Annotated in this window: 14 protein-coding genes; 4 read left to right on the top strand and 10 right to left on the bottom strand. The window is 42.6% G+C overall.

Translation table 11 applies throughout. The features are described 5' to 3' along the window. The first annotated feature begins 27 nt into the window (after positions 1-27). Positions 28-1,200 carry a serine hydrolase domain-containing protein gene (locus ACT3IB_RS00615; protein ID WP_491537077.1) on the top strand — a complete coding sequence of 391 codons (1,173 nt, stop codon included), beginning with the start codon at positions 28-30 and terminating at the stop codon, positions 1,198-1,200. Positions 1,201-1,239: 39 nt separating this feature from the next. Continuing rightward, on the top strand, positions 1,240-2,487 hold the full coding sequence (locus ACT3IB_RS00610) for a hypothetical protein (protein ID WP_491537076.1): 1,248 nt from the start codon (positions 1,240-1,242) through the stop codon (positions 2,485-2,487). A 9-nt stretch (positions 2,488-2,496) separates the two neighbouring features. Here ACT3IB_RS00610 and ACT3IB_RS00605 read toward each other — a convergent pair whose 3' ends face one another. The 3 genes from ACT3IB_RS00605 to ACT3IB_RS00595 all read right to left on the bottom strand — a co-directional run bounded on the left by ACT3IB_RS00605 (position 2,497) and on the right by ACT3IB_RS00595 (position 5,621). Continuing rightward, positions 2,497-2,709 (bottom strand): hypothetical protein, encoded by a 213-nt coding sequence (locus ACT3IB_RS00605; RefSeq protein ID WP_491537075.1) that lies wholly within the window; start codon positions 2,707-2,709, stop codon positions 2,497-2,499. 347 nt (positions 2,710-3,056) lie between these two features. Further along, positions 3,057-4,196: a hypothetical protein gene (locus tag ACT3IB_RS00600; RefSeq protein ID WP_491537074.1), complete on the bottom strand. Its 1,140-nt coding sequence runs from the start codon at positions 4,194-4,196 to the stop codon at positions 3,057-3,059. Positions 4,197-4,481: 285 nt separating this feature from the next. Then, positions 4,482-5,621, bottom strand: a complete 1,140-nt coding sequence (locus tag ACT3IB_RS00595; RefSeq protein ID WP_491537073.1) for a hypothetical protein — start codon at positions 5,619-5,621, stop codon at positions 4,482-4,484. A 116-nt stretch (positions 5,622-5,737) separates the two neighbouring features. Here ACT3IB_RS00595 and ACT3IB_RS00590 point away from each other — a divergent pair, with 116 nt between their 5' ends. Together ACT3IB_RS00590 and ACT3IB_RS00585 are read left to right on the top strand one after the other, a co-directional pair. Further along, entirely contained in the window at positions 5,738-7,888 is a 2,151-nt protein-coding gene (locus ACT3IB_RS00590) for a BTAD domain-containing putative transcriptional regulator (protein WP_491537072.1), read from the top strand. Positions 7,889-8,258: 370 nt separating this feature from the next. Continuing rightward, positions 8,259-8,492 (top strand): hypothetical protein, encoded by a 234-nt coding sequence (locus tag ACT3IB_RS00585; protein ID WP_491537071.1) that lies wholly within the window; start codon positions 8,259-8,261, stop codon positions 8,490-8,492. Positions 8,493-8,515: 23 nt separating this feature from the next. Here the strand turns inward: ACT3IB_RS00585 and ACT3IB_RS00580 are convergent, their stop codons facing one another. From ACT3IB_RS00580 to ACT3IB_RS00550, 7 genes are all read right to left on the bottom strand, one after another. After that, the gene (locus ACT3IB_RS00580; RefSeq protein ID WP_491537070.1) at positions 8,516-12,508 is read right to left on the bottom strand and encodes a PAS domain S-box protein; all 3,993 of its coding nucleotides are present in this window, start codon (positions 12,506-12,508) and stop codon (positions 8,516-8,518) included. Positions 12,509-12,903: 395 nt separating this feature from the next. Then, positions 12,904-13,578: a hypothetical protein gene (locus tag ACT3IB_RS00575; protein ID WP_491537069.1), complete on the bottom strand. Its 675-nt coding sequence runs from the start codon at positions 13,576-13,578 to the stop codon at positions 12,904-12,906. A 676-nt stretch (positions 13,579-14,254) separates the two neighbouring features. Beyond that, on the bottom strand, positions 14,255-15,139 hold the full coding sequence (locus ACT3IB_RS00570; RefSeq protein WP_491537068.1) for a carbohydrate kinase family protein: 885 nt from the start codon (positions 15,137-15,139) through the stop codon (positions 14,255-14,257). Positions 15,140-15,160: 21 nt separating this feature from the next. Continuing rightward, positions 15,161-16,516, bottom strand: a complete 1,356-nt coding sequence (locus tag ACT3IB_RS00565) for a sugar porter family MFS transporter (protein WP_491537067.1) — start codon at positions 16,514-16,516, stop codon at positions 15,161-15,163. 21 nt (positions 16,517-16,537) lie between these two features. Continuing rightward, positions 16,538-18,124 carry a glycoside hydrolase family 32 protein gene (locus tag ACT3IB_RS00560; RefSeq protein ID WP_491537066.1) on the bottom strand — a complete coding sequence of 529 codons (1,587 nt, stop codon included), beginning with the start codon at positions 18,122-18,124 and terminating at the stop codon, positions 16,538-16,540. Between the two features lie 39 nt (positions 18,125-18,163). Continuing rightward, a complete protein-coding gene (locus ACT3IB_RS00555; protein WP_491537065.1) occupies positions 18,164-19,885 on the bottom strand; it encodes a RagB/SusD family nutrient uptake outer membrane protein in 1,722 nt (573 codons plus the stop codon). Positions 19,886-19,903: 18 nt separating this feature from the next. Next, positions 19,904-23,071, bottom strand: coding sequence for a SusC/RagA family TonB-linked outer membrane protein (locus ACT3IB_RS00550; RefSeq protein ID WP_491537064.1), 3,168 nt, complete (start codon positions 23,069-23,071; stop codon positions 19,904-19,906). Positions 23,072-23,109: the final 38 nt, after the last annotated feature.

Below are 23,109 nucleotides of genomic sequence, written 5' to 3'. Positions count from 1 at the left end.
CTGTGCTCTCGGTATTTTATTAGGAACATGAATACTGTACATATCAAATTGCGTCCGCTTATTTGCTTGACTGGATTGGTTATAGCACTATCATCTTGTGGCAGTATTAGCAATCCTGAGGCTGCAATCAACGACCTTAAAGTCCCACCGGGGGTATCTGAGACACAGGTCGATAGCATTTTTTCTACGTTGCGTTATTATCCAAATAAAACACAGCTTTCGGTTGTCTTTTTTGATGATACATCAGCCACATTTTACGGTGCTATTCGCACCGCTGATACGCTGAAAACCATAAATAACAAAAAAAGCGTATTCGAAATCGGTTCGCTGTCAAAAGTCTTTACCTCTACCCTGCTGGCCAAACTGGTATTGCAGGACAAATTACAGCTTGACCAGTCCATCCAACAGTGCCTGGATTTTACTCTCAATGATAGTCTCCAGATAACGTTTAAACAGCTCGCAACTCATACCTCTGGGCTGCCCCGCATTCCCTCGGGATTTATCTGGGAATCACTTTGGCACATGGATAATCCCTATAAAGATTATGATGAGGAAAAGCTACGAACGTATCTAAGCAGTGAAATAGAATTGGAGTATGAACCATATAAAGAGTTTCAGTATTCGAATATCGGAGCCGGAATACTTGGCTATGCATTGACAAAAGTTGAGGGGCAGTCCTACGAACAAATGCTGCAGCAGATGATATTTGAGCCACTGGCCATGCAACAATCAACCACCAAACGAACTTTGGTGGCTGATAATTTTGTCGCTGGCTTAACCAAGCGTGGAAAGCCCGCTACAAACTGGGATCTGGGCGCTATCCCCGGGGCCGGGGCCATCCTTTCCAGCTCAGAGGATTTAGCCAAGTTTGGTCAGGCCAACCTTGATTCCAATAACAAAGCAATGAAATTACAGCAAGAAAGAACCTTTACCATTACTAAAGATCGTGATATTGCCCTAGGCTGGTTTATTATAAAACAAGATTCCGATACCCGTTGGCATTGGCACAACGGAGGGACAGGCGGCTATCGATCATCGATGGTAATGAACATCAATAACAAAAAAGGCGTAGCTGTTTTATCCAATATTTCCGCAGGTCACGCCCATGCAGGGAAAATTGATTCATTAAGTTTTTCCCTTTTGAAGAGTATGGTGTTACAACCCCCAACTCCTGAAACACAAAACCTTTTGAGTCCTTAACTGGAGATCTTAAATAAATTGAGTAAACATACAAGAGATATGAAAATCCTAAAGAAACTTTTACGTATTGTTGGAAAAGGATTGAAATGGTTCTTCATCTTTCTGATGGGAGTTCTTTTGATATCCGGATTGTATAATTTAACCCTGCCTGATTCCTCCTCAGTAACTGAAAAGCTAACAGATCCTCAAAAAGCATATCTTGCAGAGTATATTAACCTACAGCCTGAGGTAACATCCAATATTTGGCCCGGATTTGGAGACGTTAAAATCCCTGCCATTGTATATAATGAAGAATATGCGTTCCTGATTGGCATCGAACAACCTGATACCGGATGGTACAAAATGCCTTCGCAAGAACACCGGGGCGGCCCATGGCAAAAAGTGAGCAATGATCGTTTTTTGGATAAGTCCTATTACCGCCAGCCCCTTCCCGATAAAAACAAAACGCCTGAAAATTTTACCGTCAAAGTTGGTGACAATTGGGTTAGTACCATGCAAACGAGAGAGTACGCAGAAGTCGCATTTTATAACGGATTTCGGAACGAACTACCTCCCCTCATAAATTGGGTATTTCCCTACAAGATATTCTGGAATCTTGTTATGGGAAATGCAGAAAACTACGTTAGCGGACTCATGCACGAGGCATTTCATGCCTACCAGGCAACATCCGTTTATGATAAATTTGAAAAAGGTGAATCTATTGCCCGGCTGACGTCAGAGTATCCCTGGGAATCCGCAGAAAACCAAAAGGGATGGAAAAAAGAAGCAGACCTTTTACTGCAAGCCTATAAAAGCGAAACTGATACTTCTCGAAATAAATATATCAGAGAATTTTTGGAGCAACGTGAACAAAGAAGAACATCAGCCAGTATTTCTTCAGAGCTTATAGACTACGAGCGTAACCGTGAGTGGCTTGAAGGACTGGCGAAGTACGCGGAATTAAAAACCGGCATTACAGCTTCTGAATTAGCTCAATACAAATCAGTCCCTCAAATAAAAACATTGAGTGATTTCGAAGATTATAAAAACAGTAAAAGCTACCTTGAACAGCAAATAGGTGAAGCAGAGAGAGCAGCATCTCGCAGTGGAGAAAGCCGATTTTACTACCTGGGGATGCTTCAAGCCATGCTGTTGGATCATGTAGCACCGGATTGGAAAAACGAAATCCTTAAAGAAGATTTATATTTAGAAGACTTGCTTAAAACCAACCTGAAGGCTGAAAAAGACATAACAAAAAGCTATACCATTAAAAGCAAAAGTAACCCCAAAACCTATCATCCACTTTAAAATTCCCGGTTAATGCTCAAATTCTAAGGTGAACATTGCTCCTTCGTCAATGGAATTATCAGTGGAATTAAAGGTGTATTCACCATCTAACTCATTGGTAAGTTTACCAATCAGATACATGCCAACAGATCCTTTGCATCCTTCAAAATTCTCAGGGAGTTCCACCCCGTTGCCACTAATGATTAAGCAAAGATCACCATTATACTCTTTAAGCTGATACAAAACTAAATGTTAAATAATTAAGCCCCACGGCTATCCACCGCGAGGCTTTAGAGAGAGAAGTCCCATAAATAAATTATGGAACTCTCGAAGTGTACTAATAAAAAGACATAAAAGTCCTTTTCAGTTGTAAATATTTGTAAGATTTCCCCTTTACACCTAAGTTAAAACACTTACTACTTTACATATTGAAGAGTTTAATATGGGTTTTAACTATTTATGTAGAATACATTTTCCGCAATTTTCTTATAAAATTTGTTTTTTTAAAGAGTAACGAGATTAAAATTCAGAAAAATAAAAAAGGCCGTGATGATTCACGGCCTTAAATTAATAGATTGTTTAAATCTAGTTTACTTTGTTTGAGGGACTCCAGATCCAATAGCCAACGGGGCAAAATTGGAATGCATCAGTTTCCATCCATTGTCATAAAGCCACACTTCACTGGCTCTGGTTTTATAGGCAATGGGTTCATCACTCCCCTTCATGGTATATTCTCCATCGTTGTGGAAGGTGGTTAGAGCCGTTTTCATATCCGGGCTAAAATATACTTTCAGATCCTTCACATCCCAGCGATTCCAAGTATGATTCACATCCTCCTCTTCAAAGCTGGAATAAAACTCACACGGCTCCATATTCGAATTACAGCCTACCATCCCGACTTTATCTGAGTAAAACTGCTTTAGATTCTCAGAGTCATTATTCATTTGGTACATTATTCGTTGCTTAGTCTTGGACGTTATTGAATCTGTTAATGCGGCTTTATTCGTGTGTCCATAGTATATTTGGGCATTGTATGAATAGGCCGACCCTGTACCAGCATAATCAAGGGCTTTTAGTTGATGCTCAAAAGCCTTCTTGTAATCCCCTTTTGTGGCATAATGTTCAGCTATTGAATCATGGCCATTAGGTCCATTGTGTGTTAGAAAGATCTTTTGTGCTGTTTCAATAGCTTTCGGCATATCCGACTCTTCTCCATAAGTCCCATCCGCATAACGGTAAGACATGATATTATAGGCCGGCGAAGCGTATTCGGGGAATTCTATCACATATTCCGCTAACTTATCCTTACCATCTTCGAGGGATACACTTGCCCAAAAAGCAAAAAGCGGTACGTCCGGATACGTTGCAGCAACTTGTTTCGTGGCGCCTTCAAATTCTTCATTGGATGCGGACATTACTTTCACCCAGGCTTTTTCTTGGTCCGTAAACTTCTTTGTGTCCAGCTTTTCCAATTGAGCCGTTCGGGTTCCATACTCCCCACCCATAGCAGAGTTTATGAGCACTAATTTGGCACTACCGCATGTTTCGTCAATCATAAGGGCTGCCCTTGCCATACCTACAGCGACCGGCCTCTCCAAATTTACAAAATGGGTAATTGCTTTATCCGCAATTTTTCCAGCCTTGCTATTGCAAGACATATCAGTGACCCATTGAGCACTGGCAAGGGTCGTTAAGAGACATAGTCCAATTGTTAAATAGATTTTTTTCATAATAGTCATTTAAGGTTATTGATAGATTAGAACTATCACTTCATATAACAAAACAAATACTCAACAAACCGTTAATTTTTTCTATAAAATATTGTTTTTTAAATACTTAGGGATAATATATACTGCAAATATAACCATAGCTCTACATAAATTAGGCGATAGACTCAATTAGAGCACCTTTCACATAATTTTTTCTCTTTGGAAGTAATTTGATCTAATAATATAAAAACCCCGGAAGCAACTATGCTTTCCGAGGTCTATTTCAAAATTCAGGTTGCTATGTTATCACCTGTTACCTATTTGATTTGATAATGCGGCAGGATTTTCTCCTACTTCTTTCCCAAAGGGAATGGAAAATGTTTTAAGCATTCCTTTGGAAGCAGGATCAGGAACCTCCGCTATCCAGGCATAACTCCCGGGCTTAAGATTTACATGGTAATAAGCGGTACTGCCTCCCGTCATCTCCATACTTCCACCAATGAAAGTAGCACCTGCAGGAGCGCGATCTACGAGACCATCTTCCGTTGCCCAATTCATCCATGCACCAAGCTCATCCAGTAATTCCTGATCATAGCCATCATCAAAACGCACCAACTGTACGTTATGTCCCAGGAGGTGTTCATAACCCGTAGCGGGTTGCGCTCCAAAATGAATAGCTACAGTATGCATTCCGGGACGAACCGATGACGGATAATCAATGCCGTTTTGTGTTACAGCAACCTCAATGCTCGCGCGAGGCTCTTTTTTCTCAGATACTTCATCAGTCACCCTTATTACATCGAGCATCCCATTGTAGGAATGGAATTCCTGGTTTTCATCTTTAACATAGCATTCAGCGATGTAGGTGCCGGGCATTAGTTTTATCGTAGTTTGCGAGGTTTGTCCCGCTGCAGTAAGCCCCGGACCTCCCATAGTAACAGCTTCAACAAACCAAGGGGCTGAACTCAAAACCGCTCCGAAGAGATTGTTTACAAAAGTTCCGAAGTCGATGTCTCCCTCAATATATGGATTCCATTGCTGCTGGAAGGGTACGGTCACGGTATTATACCAGTGATCCAGCACGGGTTCACCGGCAGCATTGGCGGCCTCTATGGCAACCTCTGGAACTTTATATAAGAGGTGGAAATGGTCTGAATGTGAGCTATTGTTAAAGCGAAAGGTCGTCCAGCCGCTGGGAATCTCTTCCTCACTAACCTCAAACAAATGTTCATTAGTTTCATGATCATGTATCGAGGTGATATCAACCACATTTGGATTTAGACCACCCTTAGCTACAAACTTTGCTTGGGTTAGGTTTTTCCCATCTGATAAGGAATCTGTTGCAATTCCGGACTCTTCGCTACAGGCGCTCGTTGTAACCAACAATAACAACATTACTATTAACAATCGGGTTATACCGTATAACACGTTATTTGAATTTTTCATAAGGACGCTTCTTTAAGTGAAAATTTTGGGGTTCACTATCATTATAAGCTCCCTTTCTTTGTTTAATCCGTTATTACTCTTAGATTGCTTCTAAGAGATTAATTGGTACACTTCCCATGGGTGTTGAACTTCGCATACTCGGATCTACGACTATTCAGAAAGCAAATGGTGATTACGCTCTCTCCCTGCTGACCGGTGCTAAAAGACTGGCTCTTCTTACCTACCTAATATTGGGAAGTCCAAAAGGATTTAAGCGGAGAGATAAAATTATTGCTTTATTCTGGCCGAAATTGAATCAGCAAAAAGCACGGAATGCCCTTAGCAATATACTTTACCATATCAGAAGTTCGCTGGGGAAAGAGACTATTCAAAACCGGGGTTCGGAAGAAATTAGTGTGAATGAAAACAATATCTGGTGCGACGCCCTGGCTTTTGAAAAGTTAATTCATGAGAAAAAGTACCAACTTGCTCTTGACCTGTATCGTGATGATCTGCTCGTTGGCTTTCATGTAACCGATGTTTCCAATGACTTCCATAGCTGGCTGGACAGTAAGAGAGAACGACTAAGAATGTTGGCTCATGATGCCTCCTGGAAGCTGGCGGAAAAAGCAGAAGAAAGGGGAAATATAAAAGCAGCACAAGTTTGGGCTAAAAAGGCGGTAGACTATACGATGCTTTCGGAAGAGGCCCATATTCGACTGATAGAATTGCTCAATCGCACGGGACAACCAACAAATGCACTGAAAATATACCAAGATTTCACTACTAAACTAAAGCAAAAGTGGGAAATATCGCCATCTCCTGCTCTTAAAAAAAGCATTGCAGGAATTAGAAACCAAACTTCTGGACCAAATTCAAACCACGATTCGGCTATAAATGAATTCTTACCCTCTATTGCCGTACTTCCATTCGAAACGCTTAAATCAACCGAGTCTTCCTCTTCTTTCACCAATGGTATTCATGATGATTTGCTAACTCGGCTTTCAAGCATTTCAGGCCTTGAGGTGACTTCCCGAACATCCGTAGTGCGATATAAAAAAATGGCATTGCCCTTAAAAAAAATATCTGCCGAACTGGGAGTTGACTGGATTGTTGAGGGTACTGTACAGCAAGTTAACAATCTGGTCAAAGTTCGAGTACGGCTTGTAAATACCAGTACCGATCGCCAGTACTGGTCCAAAGATTTTGAAAATAAACTTACTGCAAATAACCTGTTCCATATTCAAAGTACAATCACGAAAAAGATTGCAGAAGCCCTTGAAACTAAACTCAGCGCCAGAGAAAAAAAACGTGTGGAAGTCCAGCACACCGATCAACTGGAGGCCTATCGGCTCTACACACAGGGATGGACCTGGGTAGAACAACGGACGCAAAAAGGATTAAAACGAGGCTTATCTTATTTTGAGGAAGCCAGTGCTGTTGATCGAGATTTTTCCTTATCACTTGTCGGGCAGGCCTATGCCCTGCTGGGATTATTCGGATACGGTTATGAAGAAAACAAGCAAATATTATCCAGAGCCGAAGAGCTTATACGTAAGGCACTAAATCAGGATGCGAATCTTGCTGAAGCACATTCGGCAATGGGACTTTTGCATACCAGCCGGCAAGAAGGTCGGGATGCCATACAAGCATTAAAAAAGGCGGTGAAGATCAGGCCCGGTTATGCCAACGCTCACAACAAACTTAGCTGGATTTTCCAGCTGATGGGAAACAAAAAACAGGCGCTCAAAAGTGCACGAAAAGCGGTGGATCTTGATCCTTTTTCTCCCGAAGCAATCATTAATCTGGCTTATTCTCATCTTATTAACAGTCATTTTAGCGATGCTTTGCAATACGCAAAAAAAGCCTGTGAATTACAACCTGATTGGCCTACAACATCTTTCTATATAGCTTTAATACATTATCACAGGGATGACTATGAAGAATCACAGGAACATTTGGAGGGCTTGGTAGTTCCCTGGACCTGTAATGGCCCCCAACTATTGCAAGCATTAATTGAAATCAAATCCCAACTGAAACAACCTGAAAAACACAATCTGGAATACTTTGACAGGGAAAAAGACTTCTTTTCTCAGGGGGTTATCCATGCTGCTTTAAAGAATAATGATAAAGCTTTTGAGGCTTTTAAAAGCATATCTGCCTGGGAACCGTGGCCAACACAAGTAATGCATCACCTCTTCCCCAACGAGCTAAAGAATATTAAGAAAGATCGTCGGTTTTCAACTTTATCTACTACTATTGACAAGGACTGGAGAAAGCCGGCATAAAATTAGTACATCCTTAAGCTGAAAACACTCTTCATAACTGTTTATAGTAGTTCAACTAAAAGTATAATTTTCAAAGTTAAACCTGCCATATACAGCAACCCATCTCAGTTTTTAGTTTCTATTCTTATACCGATCAAGGTCTTTATTTCTTTACACTACATAGGTTTTTAAGCTAAAATATTATGTAGATATCAATATAATCAACATGATGACTAATAAATTTTTACAAACATTAATTTTTATTAACTATAAATATATTAAATTGTCGTAGCGCTTTTCCGAAAGGAACAAAGCAGCTTAATATCATCTACAGACGGTTAATTACCTATTTGCAATATTTGATTGTCCTTTTAAATACGAGGAAAACATTATGACAACGGCCAAAAAGTTCAGAAGCTTTTATCAAACAGATCGGTACAAGGGCTTTTATCAAATTAATAATTGTACCTACCCTCACTCTCGAATGACGCTTCTCGCTTTTTCAAACGGCAAGAAAAATATCTATGCCACAGGGGTTTATGTTGAAGAAGCCATGGCAAAAATATTTGCCACTATTGATCAATATCATCAAAAGCGGAAAGCAAAGCAGTTGCAGACAGCATAAAATTAAAGGGTAACATTAATAAGCTATAAGGTCGAATGAGACCCTTTCATTCTTCTCCCAAAAGTAAATGCAAGCTCAAACTTGTTGTCTACATCCAGCTCAAACTCGGCTTCCAATTGTTGTAGCAAGGTGTAAATAATTATAAAACCAAGCGAATCAGCATTGGAAAGATCAGGTTTTGAAGACATCCCCTTTCCGTTGTCACGGTAAATAACATGGTGTCCTTTACCGTTCTGCTCTATCCGTACCATAATATTTCCACCAGCATCTCCAAAGGCATATTTCAAAGAATTGGTAAGCAGTTCATTCATCAGCATTCCTAGTGGAATGGCTTCGTTGATATTCATATCGATTTGGTCCACGTCTATATCAATATCAACCGTTTGGGTCTGGTCGAAGGTAGTCTGAACAATCGATGATAATTCTCTAAGATACTGGCCAATATTTACTGAGGAGAAATCTTCAGTATCGTATAGGAGCTCATGTACCTTTGCCATCGAGTGGATGCGATTAATACTACGCTGAAAAGATAGTTTGGCATCATCATTCTCAAATTCCTCCATTTCCATACTCAGCAAACCGGAAATAATGGCCAAGTTATTTTTTACCCGGTGATGGATTTCCTGTAACAGAACACGGTTTTTTCGCTGGGTTTTAACCCGATCCGTAATATCGATACCATTTCCTAAAATATATTTGCGATTCCCAAGTTCAAGCAGTTTTCCGTTAATGAAGAAGTTATATTCTTGGTTGCCAGACACCATAATTGTCTCTATTTCGGCGTAGCCCGTATCAATTACTTCCGCAATTTTTTGTTTCACGTTTGCTCGCTCGGAAGGCGCAATAAGACTCAAGGGGTTAATTTGTTCATCTTCGTCTTGTGCCAGACCAAAAAAGTTATAGACATTGTTATTTAATCTCACAACGTTTAAATCCTCATCCATCATATAAAACAGCCCGGGCAAACTGTCTAATATGCTTTCAGAGATAGAGATCTGCTCCTTTAAATCTTCTTCCAACTGCTTTTGCTCGGTTATATCTTCCATAACAACCAAAATGTTCTCGACCACACCCTTTTCATTTTGCAATGGACTTGCACTTACCCTTGCCGGAAAATATGTTCCATCCCTGCGCTTTCGAGTTACTTCCTCTCCTTTTATAGTTTGCCCTTTGTTTATTTTAGATAGCATTTCATGATAACCTTCAAGGCGAGAGTCTCCTACATGAGGTAGTTTTTGTCCTGTAATTTCTGTCTTGTTATACCCAAAAATATCTTCAGCTGCCTTGTTCCACAGATCCGTTACTTCTCCCTCCGGAGATTCAATGTAGATGGGGACGGGGGCCATTTCAATGAGGGAACGTAGTTTTTGGGTTGCCTCTGTTCTCTCTGTTACATCAAGTATAGAGGCTACGAGTACATTATTACCTCGATACGCATCTTTGCGAAGGTATACATCAACGGGATAAAAGGACCCATCCTTTCGTTGATGAACCGTCTGGAAATAAATCTCTTCATCTTTCTCCTCAACTAATGAGCCTATCAGGTCTCTAAATTGATCTGTAGAATATTCCGGCTTAAGGTCCGCCAGGGACATCTTTCGCAACTCCTCTCTTGCATACCCTATATTTTCAATAGCTGCATTATTTACGTATTGGATTCTTAGCGATTCAATATCAAAAATGTAGATCTCATTTACGCTTTGCCCGATGATTTCGTAAAGCTCATTCCGTTCTTGCTTAGCCTTTTCCTGTTCGGTTACATCAAAAATAACCGTATCCCAACGGACCGTTCCATCATCCAATTGGGTAGGATTGCCTCTCCCATGCAACCATTTAAGATTTCCGCTTGGTGTTTGAATGCGCCAGGTATGATCCCAATAACTGAGCTCATTTGCTGAACGTTTTACAGATTGAACCATATCATCTAAATCTTCTTTAAGGGTTAGGTTCCACATCTTTTTTGGTGAGCGCAATACTTCTTCCGGCGAAATCTCGTGTACTTCTCTGATCCCGTCACTGATATAAGTGATTTCTTCGGTATCATCGGGATACACCAAATATCTGAGAATTAATCCATTTATACTATTCGTTACACTACTCAGCTGCTGTTGACGTTCCTGCAGTTCGAGTTCCGCTCTCTTTCTCTTTGTGATATCCTGTACAATACCTCTCAGAGCGGTCACTTCTCCATCATCGTTCGTTATTGGGATCCCTCTGGTCTTAATATATTTCTTATTCCCTTTATCAGTTCGAATTTCAAAATCTTGGTCGTACTTTTCATTTTGCTTTACAGCATGATTAACCAATTTTTTAAGCCCCTGTGGATAATCGGTTTTATATGAATCAATTAATTCCTCAAAAGAAGGAGGAGAAAGCTCTTTATCACGTTCAAATATCTCATATGTCATATCTGACCAGCTGATATCGCCAGATTCAACATCATAATGCCAATCGCCAACGTTGGCGATATGCTGGGCTTCTTCGAGCCGCTGGCTCTGTTCTTCTAATTGCTTTTTCCTACGCACCTGCTCGGTGATTACCTCCTGAATGGCAAAAAATTCTTCAATCTCTCCCTCTTTATTTTTGATGGGCATAATATCCATCTCAATCCAGTAAGGTGTGCCATCTTTACTGTAATTAAGAATTTGCTCCGAAAACGGCTCTTGCTGTGAGATCTGCCTGGCAACACGCCTAACCGTTTTTGAATCCGTTTTTGATCCCTGTAAAAGCTCTCCAGGATTCTTTCCCTCTGCTTCTTCAAGGGTATATCCTGTAATCTGTTCAAACGCTTTGTTCACCCACGTTATTCGTTCTTTAGGATCCGTAATGATGACAATATTTTGGGTCTCCCGCGCTACGCGTGATAATCTCTCAAGCTTTTGTTTATTTTCTTTTTGCTTGGTGATATTCGTGAGCGAACCCACCATTGCAATGGTCTTCCCATCTTCAACAACAGGAGCCTCATTAACCTGAACCCAAATCCGTTCTCCACTCTTTTTTTGCACCTGGATCTCATAAGGGGATTGCCTTTCACCAGTCCGAATGGCTGTATTTGTTTTTTCTATCGCCTCTTTATTAACAGGATGATCTGTTAAGTAATCCGTCCAGGCTTCTAATTCATCCCCGGGCTCAACACCTAAAAATTCTTTGGCTTGGGGGCTTACATAGGTTAGATTATGGTCTGCGTCATGTCGATAGAACAAAATGGTGCTATTCTCAAGGATACTGCGATATTTTTTCTCGGTCTCCTTGAGTTGTAATTCCGCTGACTTACGCTTTGTAATATCCTGTGTACTACCAAATAATTTTATGCAGTGACCATCTTCAATTACCGTCTCACCCACGGTCCGAACCCATTTCGGATTTCCTTTGGCAGTGATAATTTTCAACTCAAGTTCGTATGATCCTCCCGATTCAATAGCATCATTCACGGCTTCTTTGATCGTTTCTCTGTGTTTGTCCTCTTCATAAAATTCAATAGCCGTTTCAAGGTCCGGTTTATAATCCGGATCAACTTCGTGAAGCTTTTTCACCTTTTGGGACCAATACAAACGTTCATCTACCAAATCAGCCTCCCAGTGGCCGATATCCGCCAAATCATATGATTTCTTCAGAACTTCTTCTTTCTGAATACTTTGATTACGTTGGTCGGTAATATCTATCATTAAACCCGTTAATACCTTAGACCCGTCTTCTATTTGCTGAATAGTTACAAGATCTTTTAGCCACACCACATTACCATCAGCATCAATCATTCGATATTCGAACTCATGATCTTCATTCTCTTCTGTTTTCCGGTGACAAAAAGCAACGGTTTGCTCACGATCTTCGGGATGGATATGCTCTTGCCAAAAAGATGGGCTTTGGTACCAAACGTCAGGAGGATAGCCTAAAATATTTTTACTTTGAGAACTTACGTAAGTAAAAGCAAACGTTTCTGCATCAGCTTCCCAAAGTATGCCATTAACGTTTTCTGCAATAAATTCTAAACGTTCTTTGCTAAAGCTGTTTTTCATCTAAAAGATCCCAAAGTACTATTTTTAATCCATGCATCAATATATATGCATGACTCAATAATAAAAATTAAATATACCTTAGAGTATTAAGTACAGAAACAAAAAAGCTCTTGAGATCTGTCAATGATTATCAAAACAAGTTTCTAAAACTTTGGGATTAATCTGACAGCAGAAATTTAAAAGAACTGATGAAAGCAGGGATATAAGCATTAAATTATCACGTACAAAATAATAACACTGGGGATATTGAAAGCAACTTTTTACCTGACAAAAAGCTGAGTAGCTGAAAGGACTGAAACAAAAAGTGCGAATCTGAAAAATCCAAGTTCGCACTTCAAAGATTATTTTCTGCCCTCACAAAGACTCCATTTCGAAAAGAAAACCGTTCTAACATTTTAGTTCTTTTCTACGACTGCAAATACTGTCTGTACATCTACGGGGAGCTCTGCTACTACGGCAAATTTAGTCCCCTTTTGAGTGTAATCAAACTCCTTGTATTCCCTATCCACCAACGCTAAAATATCCTCCACTTTCTCGTAGCTAAATAACGCCTCTCCATCCTTATGAAACTGACCGGGAAGATCTGTAATCGCCACCTCATCCAAATTAAATTTTGGATATGCACGCAATGACCAAACTGCAACTTGAATTTCAAGCCAGCTGAGCTCTTCATCATCCGCTCTTAATTCATCTTGAATATTCAGCAGATAATTAATTGGCATCCATTTCTCAACCAAATCCGTTGAAAAGAGTTTGACGTTATTATATTCCCCATTATTACTTTCTATTGATTTAAAAACATCAATACACCATCCATCCCATTTGCCATTACCAATAACAGAATTAGATTGAATATTTTCGAATCTAAGATCAAAATATGCTTGTTTAGCGGTATTGATATTTACAATAAGAGTCACATTTTCTCCGCTTTCAACGGGTGTGACCGATTCAACGGGCTCCAAGGATTCTACGATTTCTGTTGTGTTGCCCGTTGTAACTTTTTTACAGGATATGCCCCCGATTATAACAATTAGCAACAGTGAAGTGATAAGTTTAGATGACGTTTTCATGGCTATATACCCCGAATTTTAGTAGATATTATTTTATTTATAGGCCACAATTGTTGTGCCATTCTAATATTGTTATAAAACTATAATTCAATTTTTGTAACGAAGTGCTACTCTTGTACTATACTGTTACATTTCTTGAACTGAACTCCCTTTCATCATTAATCGGTGAGAATTAATGACGACGAAATTTTAGGACACTGAGTAAAAATTGCTCAGGACGAGTAAGCCTCCAAGACCTAAGAGTTTTTCTTTGAATGACCTAAATTCTTAGAGACTTTTAATAAAAGCCATGAGTCATACTCGCAATGGGTAATCTTCATCCCATACTTGTATTGGAACGTCTAAAAAAGACTGGCACAACGTAAAAAGGCCTCACCTCTAAAGATGATTACGGAAAGTCTTTCCCCTTACAATGGCCTATCAGAGTCTAATAAGGGGGCCGAAAGGACATAAGTACAAAATTTATGCCGCCCGAATCATCAAAAAAAAGCCAGCGAAAACGTCATGCTGTACAGCATAACATTTATCAATCATTCCTTGTTTCCGGAGAGGTGAAATCAAGCTCAAGTTGTTCGTAAATTGGGTGTCAGCCGGGTCCGGACTTCTAACATTTTGTTGAAAAAATGGTCTGTGCTATAGAAAAAATTTTCTTTCTTTTTACTAGGATAAGATTGCATCAAACCATTTCATCCAATATGTGATCTGTGTTATACTCGGGCGTTGCTCCATTCTTTTGAGCAATAAGCGATCCGGTAGCATTTGCAAATGCAAGCATCTCATTCCCCGGTTTTTCACTAATAATTCCATAGATCAATGAGGCCAAAAATGCATCGCCCGCCCCAACAACATCCTTCGCCTTAACGGGAAAGCCCTTGTGCTCGAACCAATTGCCATCCTTAAAAAGCATTGATCCATTGGCGCCTTTGGTAATGCACAATGTTGAACAGCCAAACTTGCTTGCCAAATCTTCGACGGCATTTTTTGGACCTCCGGAAAGCGAATACCAGTCGATCAGGTAATTGAGCTCTTCCTCGTTCATTTTTACGATATCCGCCATTTCCAAAGACTTCCGAATCACGGTTCTATCGATGAACGGTTTGCGAAGATTCATATCAAAAATAAGATTGACATCATGGCGTAACAGCGTTTGGATGGTGGTTCTGCTGGCTTCATTTCGCTGCGCCAACGAACCAAACACCAATCCCCAAGAGCATTCCACCCGGTTTTCCAACTTGTCGTCAAGGTTTATGCCATCCCAAGCTACGGGTTGCACAATTTTATATTGCGGATCGCCCCCCGGTGAAAGCTCCACCTCTACAAAGCCGGTTTCATTGGTTTCATCCCGCTGGATAAGCTCTGCACTCATACCCAGTTTTTTGATACGACGTACGGCCTCTTTACCCAGTCGGTCTGCCCCCACTTTACTGGCAATAGTTGCCGGTACGTTAAACTGATTTAGATGATAACAAACGTTCAACGGGGCGCCACCCAGATATAATCCCGAAGGCAAGGCATCCCAAAGAACCTCTCCAATGCACAATACTTTTTTCTGTGAGCTCATAATCTACTTCTGACTATATAATTATTCCCATCCGTCTTCCACTTCCACCTCATTGGGAAGCAATTGCTTTTCTAATTCCTCAAGTGATTTATTTTTGGTCTCAGGCATCATCTTCCAGACAAATAGAAGCTGCAGCACCATCATGAATGCAAAAAATGCAAAGATCGTCCCGCCCGAAAAGGCCCCGAGCACGGTGGGCGTTATCAAGGTGATGATAGCGGCACAAATCCAGTGGGTGCCCGATCCCAGTGACATGCCGTAATCGCGCACCGAATTGGGAAAAATCTCGGAAATAAAGACCCAGATCACCGCCCCTTGTCCCACGGCATGCGCGGCAATAAAGGCACTTACAAACAGCACCACAATGCCCCCTTCTGCGCCGGTAAAAAAGGCCCAGGAAACTCCGGAAAGTGATGCGATATACCCAAATGAGCCATAATACATAAGCTGTTTTCGTCCCACGCGATCAATGAGATACATCCCCAAAAGGGTGAACAACAAGTTTACAATACCAATGGGCACGGATGCCCCTAGCACCGCGGCTGCTTCGAGCCCGGCCTGCTCAAAAATGCGGGGCGCATAATACAACACAAAATTGATGCCCGACACCTGGTTAAAAAACGCAATAAGAAATGCCAGCAGAATGGGATAGCTAAACTTCTTGGAAAAAAATTCTGACTTTGAAGCCCGTTCTACCGAAGACGTAATTTCGGCCAGCAGTTGCTCAATATTTTCTGTGGGATTTAATTGCTTTAAAATCTTGCGGGCCCCTTCTTTATCATTCTGGCGCAGCGCCAACCAGCGTGGACTATCGGGCACGCCCATTACCAGCATCGAATAAATGGCAGCAGGAATGGCCTCTACCCCCAGCATCCACCGCCAGGCATTGGCATCAAAATAAACGCCAATTAAATAGTTTGAGATATAGGCCACAAGAATCCCAAACACGATATTAAACTGGTATGAGGCTACCATACGTCCGCGGTCGTTGGCCGGGGTAATTTCTGAGATATAAATGGGCGCAGCCACCGAGGATGCCCCAACCCCGAGTCCTCCCATAAATCGGGCAAAGGAAAAAATGTACGGATTGGTAGCAAAAGCTGACCCTAATGCTGAAAATAGATATAGCACGCCAATCCAAAACAGGGTTTTGCGACGGCCAATTTTATCACAGGGAATTCCCCCGAAAAGTGCCCCGATTACGGTTCCCCAAAGGGCCATCGACATGATAAAAGTCCCATGAAATAAATCGCTGGTCTGCCATAGTTCCTGGATGGGCCGGTCGGCCCCGGAAATGACAATAGTATCAAATCCGAAGAGAAAACCGGCCAGCGAGGCTGCTAATACCGAAAGAAGTATCGACTTTGTTTTAAACATGATAAATAGCGTTTGCTGTAATTATTTCCATGTGGATTGTAGCTCCCAGATATCCAGGCTAACTAATTCGGCTGAACCTCCTTCGGAAAACAGGCTTATGCCATCACTTTCTGGAGAAGGAAAAATGCGATCTGTTATGACTACACGCCCGTCATTCCCAAATACCTCCACCGATGATTTATCGATGAATAGATGCATGGTAACTTCCCCGTTTTGTGCTGACAATGGTGCTTTGTGCACTCCGGCAAATTCCTCACTGAAATCACTTTCGCCTGAATTGCGACGATCCACATACAGTTCCGCATCCTCAGTATTGTAGCCTACAATGGTTTGCTCGTCATCACCTTTGGCGACTTCAAATCCCAACTCCGAAGCATTACTAACATCAAAAGTCGCTTTTACCTCCAACAGGTTTCCACGAATGCCGGATTCGGCTAGTAGGTTGGATGCACCCTCAATGGTTTCACCCGAAAACTGATGATGCTCGCCACGTAGTTGCTTCAGTTCTTCAACAGGTTCGTCCATCAAATGAATTTCATCATCAAATTCCTGAAGGCTCAACGAACGCGGTATGGTCATAGCACTGCGCCACGGATTGGTGGGAATTTCGTTGGCATACTGCCAGTTATTCATCCACGAAATCCAGATGCGTCGGCCATCATCTTCTGGAATATTTGCATACGATTGCACGGCGTAAAAATCTTTCCCATAATCGGCCCAGCGAATTTCGTCTTTGGTGCTTTCATCCTGGGTAAAGGTTTCACCATCAAAATCACCAATAAAGTACTGCGATCCCGAACCGCCAAACGGTCCGCCGGGATTGGTATCCACCTGTAGTACCCATTTTGATTCTCCAGAACTGCCTTCCACCGGTAATTTAAATAAATCGGGACACTCCCAGATACCGCCCGTATTGCCAGCGGGACCAAATTCACTGAGCATATCCCAGTCCTTCAAATTATCTGATCCATAAAATCGCACTTTATAATCGTCAGGCAGTGCGACCGCCATAACCCATTGCTCTGACTCATCGTGCCAAAACACTTTGGGATCTCGAAAGTTGGCCATATCCTCATCGATCACAGGATTGCCCTCGTACTTGGTCCACGTACGTCCGTTATCGGTACTATAGGCAATACGCTGATCTTGCAAATCCTGATCGGTGTGATGGCCGGTATATATAGCGACCATCGGCGGATTTTCTTTGGTACCCAACCCGCTGGTATTATTATGATCTACGACTGCACTGCCGGAAAAAATCATGATATTATTTTCCTCCTCCAGTGCCACGGGCAGATGCTCCCAGTGCACGAGATCTTTGCTTACCGCATGACCCCAGCTCATGTGTCCCCACGTATCCCCAAAGGGGTTGTGCTGGTAAAACAGGTGATACTCCCCATCGTGATACACCAAGCCGTTGGGATCGTTCATCCACTTCTCGGCTGGCGTAAAATGGAACTGTGGGCGATAGGGTTCGTCGTAGCTTACCTTCTGGGCATCAGCGGATGATTCCGGTGTTTGCTGCTGATCGGCATTCTGGCAGGAAATCCCCAAAAAAGCCAGGCTAAGGGCAAGCGTGATTATATTCGCAATCGTTAGTTTTTTCATAGTCATTACGTTTTGGTTGTTAAGGTCTGTTGGGATTTATTAATAGCCCGAATTTTGCTTGTATAGTCCTTCGCTCAAGTCGATCTGCTGCTGCGGAATGGGCAGGTATTCATCTCGTCCGGCCGTAAATTCGGCATTTTGGAGATAACCGTACCGCTGTTTTTCCACCGATAAATAATCATTCATCACCTCTTCAGCAATGCCCCACCGCACCAGGTCGAACATCCGGCTGCTTTCCATGGCAAATTCCAATCGACGCTCGAACCGGAGGGCCTGTCGCGCATTTTCTTGAGTCCACTGTATGTTTACACCCGGCTGATAGGTTTCAATATTGTAGTTGGATACGGATTCCCCATCCGCGTACTGCAGTTTATCGGTGCTATTTTGCGCTCGAGTACGAATGTCATTGATGAGCGGTAGCGCTTCGTTATGACGTCCCAGCTCGATAAGCGCTTCGGCCCGCCACAGAACTACATCCGCATACCGAATGATGACCGTATTTTTGGCGCTGGCAAAAAATGGCCCAACTTCTTTCAGGCTTGGACTATCGGGATGCTGCAGCGCTTTCATTGACGAAAACTGTCCGTATACCTGTGGGGTACGTGCCCATGATAGATCGTAAATTAAATTCGGATCGTACTTAAAGGGATGCGTGGGAATGGAAACCGTATGATCCAAACGCGGATCAACTGTATTATCCTTGAAGTCAGAAGAATCCTGTAAGCTATTCTGGTTGTATGAATCAAACATTGGTAGCCCATCAGCGTTCGTTTGGAAAGCATTGACCAAATTCTGGCTGGGGATATTAAACCAGCAGCACCCAAATCCGCCGCTCATGGGATAATTCAAGCCCGTTGTCATATCCACTCGTCCTTCATCGGTTCCATCATCAATAGAACGCTGTACGGCAAAAATTGACTCTGTTCCATTCTCAGATTCATATAAAAAGTTCTGCGAGTAATCGGGAAACAGGTCATGACGCGACTGCATAATTTCTCCGGTCAGCGTCACTACTTCCTGCAAATGATCCTGGTTGATATTTACAACTTCGTGATCTTCGTTCTGCTCATACGCCTGGTACAACCGCGTCTTGGCTAAATAAGCCTTGGCATCAATCTGGTCAGCCCGGCCCACTTCTGACTGTTGGGGCGGCAGGTTATTGGCCGCATACTGAAAATCATCGGCAATGTTATTCCACAGCTCATTATTCGAAAGCTCCCGGTTCGATACCGTCTTAATGCTATCGGCAGAGATGGTTTCATCAATAAAAGGCACGCGCTTAAACAGAACCTTGAGCGTAAAGTGGAAATGCCCTCTAATAAAGCGCATTTCAGCCAGACGCGTTTGCTTCTGTGCATATTCATCTTCACTCAACTCATTAATGCGATTGATGGCTGCGTTAGCTCTCGAAATGCCCTGGTATAGGTCAAACCAAATGCGATCTCCCTTGGGGTTGTCGGCTCTTAGAGAAACAAACTGCTCGTAATCGTTATAGTCACCCTGATCGGCTGTACCCCCTCCGCCTTTGTAGGCGTTATCGGAACGCGTGGTCGCATAGGGCCAGGGGTTGGAATAGGGCGTATCCCAGTGGTCATTGCCCAGCGACGCATAAGCCGCAGTTACCAACCCTTCAACCCGTTCAGGGGTATTTAGCTGCTCCCCGCTGATGGTTCCCTTTGGCTGAAAGTCTAAAAAGTTATCGCAAGAGGCGAATAATAAGCCCGTGAAAACAAGTACAAATATGATCTTTAGATTCTTCATAACGTAATCCCCGTAGATTTATAATTTGATATTGATGCCAAGTGAAAAGTTACGCGGTCGCGGAAAGGCATTGCCTGGATTTTCCGGATCTGGAGCGGTAAATGCATCATCACCGCTGCTATCTTTGATCGTAAAGAGGTTTTCACCCAGCAAGTACAATCGTACACTTTTTAGATTAACTTTTGATACAACATCTTGTGGAAGCGTGTATCCCAGCCGCAGCTGACGGAGTTTCAGATAACTTCCATCTTCGATGAAGTAACTCGAATATCGTGCCTCGTCATTATCATCAGAGAGCGTTAAAGCCGGAATGGATGAGTCGCTATTTTGCGGCGTCCAGGCATCCAACGTTCGTTGCCCGTAATTGGCGCCGTTCCAGACCGAGGTAAAGTCAGTGTAAATCTTTCGCCCGTTGTACACCTCATTACCATATACCCCTTGCAAAAAGACCGACAAGTCGAAGCCTTTATAATTGCCCTGGAGGTTTAATCCATAAGAAAATTCCGGCGTTGCCACTCCAAGGTATTTTTGATCAAGTGCATTTATCTCACCATCATTATTTAGATCCTTAAACCGCAAACGCCCCACATCTTTGCCCGCCTGATTAGCATGGGAATCAACCTCATCCTGATTTTGGAAAATGCCGTCAGCGACATATCCAAACAGGGAGCTTTGCGATCGGCCTAAAATCGTTTTTTCTACATTTCCGGGATAGGATCGTACCACTTCGGGCGGCAACTCTGTAATCTCATCCACCGCGCGGTTCACGTTGGCTTTTACATCAAAGCCAAACTCACCAAACTGCTGGTTATATCCCACCACCGCTTCAAAACCGCGACTATCTACCGTGGCACCATTCACAAACCGGTTACCACCCTCACCCTGTGCGCCAATAAATGCGGGTGAAATAAGGATGTCAGAGGTTGTCTTCATAAAATAATCGAAAGAAGCCGTCAACTTCTGCTCAAACACTCCAATATCCAATCCGATGTTATGCTCGGCCGATTCTTCCCACTTCAAGTTGGGATTTCCGGTCTGCAGCTTGCTAAATCCTGAGGGCAAGTTTCCGGTATTGGCTCCTCCCAAATCATAAGCCGTTCCATAAGAAGCTTCGAACGGCATTGATCCTACCCCATAATTGGGGGCGAATAATGAAAAGCGTGCCAGGTTATCGATCTCCTGATTACCCGTCACTCCCCATCCATAGCGCACTTTTAAATCTGATAGAAATGGAATGTTATCCTGAATAAATGATTCGCGATACAAGCGCCAGCCCACCGAAAACGCTGGAAAGGTACCAAAGCGATTGTTTTCACCAAATCGAGACGACCCATCATGGCGCAACGTAACCGAGGCCAGGTACTTTCCATCATAATCGTAATCAACCTTTCCAAAATAGGACAACAGCATAAAGCCAGTCTCTCCACCAGAGACCGTTTGATTACCGGTTCCTGCATCTTCCACAAAGAAATCTTCGGTTTCCAATGCAAAATCTTCAATAGAAGTAAAAGTGGATTGAAAGGTGTTCTTGATGGCTTCAGTTCCACCTAAGATGGTAAAGTTATTATTCCCTACACTGGTTTCATACTCTAAGGTGGAATTAAAGGTCCAGTTTAGCTCATCATTTTTCGTTCTGTTAAGAGAATTGGTCGCCCTGCTTAAAAACCCAGTTTGATAGGTGCGCTGGATATCACGTGATTGATACCGTTCCCAATCTACCCCAAACCGTACATTGGCTTCAAGGTTTTCCAGGATACTTACGGATCCATACACATCACCAAAAATATTTACGCTGTTGGTGTTATCCCACCGGTTGTGCTCCAACAGTCGAACGGGATTATCACGATCGTCAAATCCTGCACCAATGGGTCCGGCAAAATTGCCATCTTCGGTATAAACCGGCAAAATAGGTTGCGCAATCAAGGCTACCCACTGTGGTTGGCCACCCAACCCGCTGGGCAACGGCGTACCTTTTCCGCGCGATATAGACAGGTTTTCTCCGATCGTTAGATCGCCATCAAAAAAGTTAAAACTGGAGTTTACCCGTGCCGAAAGCTGATTGTAATTCTGCTCTTTGATAATAGACTCGTTGTCGTGATATCGAAGCGAAAACAACCCACTGCCGCGTTCATTTCCCGTGGACACCGTTAAATTGTGCTGATTAATCACGCCCGTTCGAGAGATCTCATCAAACCAATCGGTATCTGCCGTTCGAATACCCTCTGAGGGATCTCCCAAGTATTCCGGGATGATCACTTCATTAAGCTGAGCATTCCCATTGGAATCGGTTTCCCAGTCGTAATCGTAAATTGGCAGCGTAGCTGGATCACGTCCGTCGTTAATAGCAGCCCGCCAAAGTACCTGACCGCGTTCCCGGGTATTTAACGGCTCCAGCTTGCTGGCATATTGCGACAGCGTAATATTGGAACTGTACTCAATATCCAGCGATCCATCGGCTCCCTGCTTGGTTGTTACTACGATAACCCCATTCGAAGCACGAGCTCCATAGATAGAAGTCGCCGATGCATCTTTCAGCACCTGCAAGGATTCAATATTTTGGGGATTTAAATTTTCAAATGCTCCACTTTTAGAAGGCACCCCATCAATAACATATAGCGGATCATTATTATTGAGCGTCCCTGCACCACGAATTCGAACTTGGGCAGAACCTCCGGGCGAACCATCCGTTACAATACTCACCCCCGCCAATCGACCCTGCAAGGCCTTGGTGGGATTATCAACCGGTATATCCTGCAGTTCCTCAGTATCTACCGAGGATACCGAACCAATAATTTCGGACCGACTGGTCTCTTGGTAACCGGTTACAATCACCTCTTCTCCCTGCAGCGTCTGGGCCGTTAAAGCAACATTAATTTCTGAACGACCGTCTATAGCAACTTCTTGCTTTTTATAACCAACAAAAGAAAACACCAGCGTATCGGTCGATGATGAAGCAACAAGCTTGTAACTACCATCGGCGGACGAAGTTGTTCCGGTAGTCGTTCCTTTAACCGAGATATTAACAGCGGGCATTGGCTCCCCACTTGTTGCATCGGTTACTACGCCCGTCACCGTATGATCATTCGATGGTGCTGTTTGTTGAAATGAATAGGCCTGAACTTGAATGCAGGTGAAAAGAAAAAAGGAGATAACCAAAATCCCCATCCGTTTTATTTTACCATCCATAATATGTCCCCATTTTTATCATAACTTTAACATTTTTA

It is taken from the genome of Fodinibius sp. GM21 (genome assembly GCF_058386955.1).
The sequence above is the reverse complement of the archived record's forward strand: the minus strand, read 5'-3'. Positions and strand labels throughout refer to the sequence as shown.

Coding starts and splice junctions, on each gene's coding strand:
- ACT3IB_RS00615 (WP_491537077.1), top strand. CDS start 28: ATGAATACTGTACATATCAAATTGCGTCCGCTTATTTGCTTGACTGGA.
- ACT3IB_RS00610 (WP_491537076.1), top strand. CDS start 1,240: ATGAAAATCCTAAAGAAACTTTTACGTATTGTTGGAAAAGGATTGAAA.
- ACT3IB_RS00600 (WP_491537074.1), bottom strand. CDS start 4,196: ATGAAAAAAATCTATTTAACAATTGGACTATGTCTCTTAACGACCCTT.
- ACT3IB_RS00595 (WP_491537073.1), bottom strand. CDS start 5,621: ATGAAAAATTCAAATAACGTGTTATACGGTATAACCCGATTGTTAATA.
- ACT3IB_RS00590 (WP_491537072.1), top strand. CDS start 5,738: ATGGGTGTTGAACTTCGCATACTCGGATCTACGACTATTCAGAAAGCA.
- ACT3IB_RS00585 (WP_491537071.1), top strand. CDS start 8,259: ATGACAACGGCCAAAAAGTTCAGAAGCTTTTATCAAACAGATCGGTAC.
- ACT3IB_RS00580 (WP_491537070.1), bottom strand. CDS start 12,508: ATGAAAAACAGCTTTAGCAAAGAACGTTTAGAATTTATTGCAGAAAAC.
- ACT3IB_RS00575 (WP_491537069.1), bottom strand. CDS start 13,578: ATGAAAACGTCATCTAAACTTATCACTTCACTGTTGCTAATTGTTATA.
- ACT3IB_RS00570 (WP_491537068.1), bottom strand. CDS start 15,139: ATGAGCTCACAGAAAAAAGTATTGTGCATTGGAGAGGTTCTTTGGGAT.
- ACT3IB_RS00565 (WP_491537067.1), bottom strand. CDS start 16,516: ATGTTTAAAACAAAGTCGATACTTCTTTCGGTATTAGCAGCCTCGCTG.
- ACT3IB_RS00560 (WP_491537066.1), bottom strand. CDS start 18,124: ATGAAAAAACTAACGATTGCGAATATAATCACGCTTGCCCTTAGCCTG.
- ACT3IB_RS00555 (WP_491537065.1), bottom strand. CDS start 19,885: ATGAAGAATCTAAAGATCATATTTGTACTTGTTTTCACGGGCTTATTA.
- ACT3IB_RS00550 (WP_491537064.1), bottom strand. CDS start 23,071: ATGGATGGTAAAATAAAACGGATGGGGATTTTGGTTATCTCCTTTTTT.